4 protein-coding genes and 1 pseudogene are annotated in these 3,410 nt (G+C 66.5%); all 5 read right to left on the bottom strand.

Features of this window, described 5'->3' with window-relative positions:
• Window positions 1–251: pseudogene (locus tag ACDELDRAFT_RS20415) on the bottom strand (cell envelope integrity protein TolA); the annotation flags it as partial.
• A gap of 31 nt (window positions 252–282) precedes the next feature.
• On the bottom strand, window positions 283–708 hold the full coding sequence (locus tag ACDELDRAFT_RS20420) for an ExbD/TolR family protein (RefSeq protein ID WP_005799977.1): 426 nt from the start codon (window positions 706–708) through the stop codon (window positions 283–285).
• A gap of 176 nt (window positions 709–884) precedes the next feature.
• Entirely contained in the window at window positions 885–1,586 is a 702-nt protein-coding gene (gene tolQ / locus ACDELDRAFT_RS20425) for a protein TolQ (RefSeq protein WP_005799979.1), read from the bottom strand.
• A complete protein-coding gene (gene ybgC / locus ACDELDRAFT_RS20430; RefSeq protein WP_005799980.1) occupies window positions 1,583–1,999 on the bottom strand; it encodes a tol-pal system-associated acyl-CoA thioesterase in 417 nt (138 codons plus the stop codon). Before ybgC ends, tolQ begins: the two co-directional genes overlap by 4 nt.
• A gap of 200 nt (window positions 2,000–2,199) precedes the next feature.
• Complete coding sequence (locus ACDELDRAFT_RS20435) at window positions 2,200–3,384, bottom strand: pyridoxal phosphate-dependent aminotransferase (RefSeq protein WP_005799981.1); 1,185 nt, start codon at window positions 3,382–3,384, stop codon at window positions 2,200–2,202.
• Window positions 3,385–3,410: the final 26 nt, after the last annotated feature.

Genomic DNA, 3,410 nt, shown 5'->3' on the forward strand with positions numbered 1-3,410 from the left:
GCAGGGGTGGGTTCGGGCTTGGGCTCCGGGGTGGGCGCGGGGGGCTCCACCGCCCGGGGCGCTGCCTGCTGTGGAACGGCCGACCACAGCTCGGCCTGCACGGCCGGTGCATCGACGCTGGTCTTCCAGTTCACGCCCCAGGTCAGCGCGCCAATCAGGATGGCATGCGCCAGCACGGCCAGCGCAATGGCGCGCAGGCGGGCCGGTGGGCGGGGGGGCGCAAACTGGTCGCGGTCGTCTTGGGCGTGCATGCGGTGAAGGCGTTGTGGAGAGACGGGGGCGTCAGTTGCCGGATTTCACGGCCAGCGCGACCCGCGGAACGCCCGCGCTTTGCAGGGCCGACATGGCCTTCATGACCGAATCGTAGGAGACGTTCTTGTCCGCGCTGATCAGCACCGGGGTGTCTTCGGGCTGGTCCTTGAGCCAATTCTTGGCCGTGGCGCCCAGGTTCTGCACGGGAACCGTGCGTTCATTGCCGTCGGCCTTGAAGCGCACGCTGCCGTCCTTTTCGACGATCACATCGGCGCGGGTCTTGGGCACCTTGGCCCCTTTGCCGACAGAAGGCACGTTGACCGAGCTGGGCGTGAGCATGGGTGCCGTCACCATGAAGATGATGAGCAGCACCAGCATCACGTCGATGAAGGGCACCATGTTGATCTCGTTCATGGAGCGGCGGCGGCTGCCGGTGCGCGAGGCCATTGCGGGCATTTCAGCTCTCCGTTGTGCTGCGCAGTGTGCGCAGCGGATAAAACTGGCGCGCCCGAGGCTGGCAGACGCCGCGCAAGGGCCGCCCCGCCGCGGTGGCGTCGTCCCCCTTCCCGCAGTGCACAGCGCTGTGAGAGAAGAGGGAAGCCGCAGCGCGGCTCAGGGGGATGCATTTCATCTCAGTGGCCCGAGGGCGAACCGGGGTGGGCGCCCAGGTTGCGCTGCAGGATGTTGGAGAACTCTTCGATGAAGGTCTCCTGGTGGGTGGCCACGCGGTCGATGTCGCGCGCGAAGCGGTTGTAGGCAATCACGGCGGGGATGGCGGCGAACAGGCCGATGGCGGTGGCCACCAGCGCTTCGGCAATGCCAGGCGCCACGGTGGCGAGCGTGACCTGCTCCATGCCGGCAAAGCCCGTGAAGGCGTGCATGATGCCCCACACCGTGCCGAACAGGCCGACGTAGGGGCTCACAGAGGCCACAGAGCCCAGGAAAGACAGGCTGGATTCGACCACGTCCATTTCGCGCTGGAAGCTCGCGCGCATGGCGCGGCGCGCGCCGTCGAGCAGCGTGCCCGGATCGGTGATGCGGCGCTCGCGCAGCTTCTGGTATTCGCGCATGCCGCTGGCGAAGATGCGTTCCATGGGGCCGGCGTTCTTGGCGTTCTGGGCGGCGCTGGCATACAGGTCGTTGAGGCTGGTGCCGGACCAGAAATCGCGCTCGAACTCTTCGTTGAGGTTCTTGACGCGCTTCAACGCAAACAGCTTGCGGAAGATCGCGGCCCAGCTGGCGACCGATACGCCCAGCAGCAGCAGCATGACGAGTTGCACCACCCAGCTGGCGTGCAGCACCAGGGAGAGGATGGACATGTCTTGGGAATTCATGAAAGTTGTTCCAGAAGGGTGTTCGGGATTCGGGCGGGGCGCATGCTCGCGGCATCCACCCAGCCGATGCGGATCGTGCCTTCGCTCAGCAGCACAGGCGGCTGGTTCGGGGCTTGCTCATAATTCAATAGCGCCTGCTGCACGATTGTCAGGGACGCGCGCCCGGTTTCCTGCAAATGTGCGGTAACAATGAGTTCATCGTCAAGGCGGGCCGGGCGCAGATAGCGCAGGCGCGCATCCGTTACGACGAACATCCCGCCCGTTTGTTCCCGCAATCGCTGCTGGCCCAGGCCCAGCGAACGCAGCCATTCGGTGCGCGCGCGTTCGAAGAACTTGAGGTAGTTGGCATAGAACACGATGCCACCGGCATCGGTGTCTTCCCAGTAAATGCGGACGGGAAACCGGAACGTCATCTCAGTGGTTCCTGCATGTGCACACCGGCAGTGCCCGAAGCAGGCACGGCCTCGGCCTACGGCCGGCTTGCAGCCGGCCTGCCGCAGTGCAGCGCGGGCGGCGCTTCGCGTGTGGGGGCGGCACGATGTCCCTTCGGCGCATCGCGCAGCGGGGCGAAAGAAAGGGGAAGGCGCGCAGCGCCACAGGGGCTGGCTTCATCTCAGCCCAACAGCCCGCGCAGGCGCGCCACCGACTCCTGCAGCTGCGCCATCGAGTTGGCGGTGGAGAACCGCACGAAATGGTGTGTTTCGGCCGTGCCGAAGTCGCGCCCCGGCGTCACGGCTACATGGGCGCGGCGCATGACTTCATAGGCAAAGTCCCAGCTGCCCTGCACGCCGAGCTGCTTGCAAGCGCTTGCGCAATCGGCCCAGGCATAGAAGGCGCCGTCGGGCATCACGGGCACGGCCAGGCCCAGGGCTTGCAGCTCGGGGATGAAGTAGTCGCGCCGGGCCTTGAACTCGGCACGGCGGCGTTCGTATTCGGCGATGCTCTCGGCCTCGAAACAGGCCATGGCCGCCAGCTGCGAGACGGTGCTGGCGCAGATGAAAAGGTTCTGTGCCAGACGTTCGACCACAGGCACCATGGCATCGGGCACCACCATCCAGCCCAGGCGCCAGCCCGTCATGTTGAAGTACTTGCTGAAGCTGTTGATGCTGATGACGTTGTCGTCGATGGCCAGTGCCGTCTGGCCAAAGGCGTCGTCGTAGCTCAGCCCCAGATAGATCTCGTCGATCAGCGTGATGCCGCCGTGTTCCTGGACCACGCCATGGATGCGGCGCAATTCATCCGGCGCGATGGACGTGCCCGTGGGGTTCGAGGGCGAGGCCAGCAGCACGCCGCGCGTCCTGGGGTTCCAGGCTGCGCGCACCTTGTCGGCACTCAGCTGGTAGCGTTCGGCGGCGGTGGTGGGGATCAGCACGGCATTGCCCTCGGCGGCGCTCACGAAATGCCGGTTGCAGGGGTAGCTGGGGTCGGGCATCAGCACCTCGTCACCGGCCTCGATCAGTGCCAGGCAGGCCAGGTGCAGCGCTGCCGACGCGCCCGCCGTGACCACGATGCGGCGGGCAGGCACGTTCACGCCGAAGCGCTGCTGGTACCAGTCGCTGATGCGCTCGCGCAGCGGCTCATGGCCCAGCGATTGCGTGTACTGCGTGGCGCCGTCGCGCACGGCGCGTGCAGCGGCTTCCTGCACCAGGGGCGGCGCCGTGAAATCGGGCTCACCGATGTTCAGGAAGATCATCGGGTCGCTGCTGCCTGCGACCTCGCGCGCCAAAGCCTGGGCGGCCTTGGCCACTTCCATCACATAGAACGGTTCAATGCGCTCGGCGCGCGTGGAAAACTTCATGGGGAAAGGTCCTGCCCGCGCGGAGC

The organism is Acidovorax delafieldii 2AN (genome assembly GCF_000175235.1).
GTDB lineage: Bacteria > Pseudomonadota > Gammaproteobacteria > Burkholderiales > Burkholderiaceae_C > Acidovorax > Acidovorax delafieldii_B.

Bases quoted from the DNA above. Each gene is read 5' to 3' on its own strand.
- ACDELDRAFT_RS20420 (WP_005799977.1), bottom strand. From the start codon at position 708: ATGCCCGCAATGGCCTCGCGCACCGGCAGCCGCCGCCGCTCCATGAAC.
- tolQ (WP_005799979.1), bottom strand. From the start codon at position 1,586: ATGAATTCCCAAGACATGTCCATCCTCTCCCTGGTGCTGCACGCCAGC.
- ybgC (WP_005799980.1), bottom strand. From the start codon at position 1,999: ATGACGTTCCGGTTTCCCGTCCGCATTTACTGGGAAGACACCGATGCC.
- ACDELDRAFT_RS20435 (WP_005799981.1), bottom strand. From the start codon at position 3,384: ATGAAGTTTTCCACGCGCGCCGAGCGCATTGAACCGTTCTATGTGATG.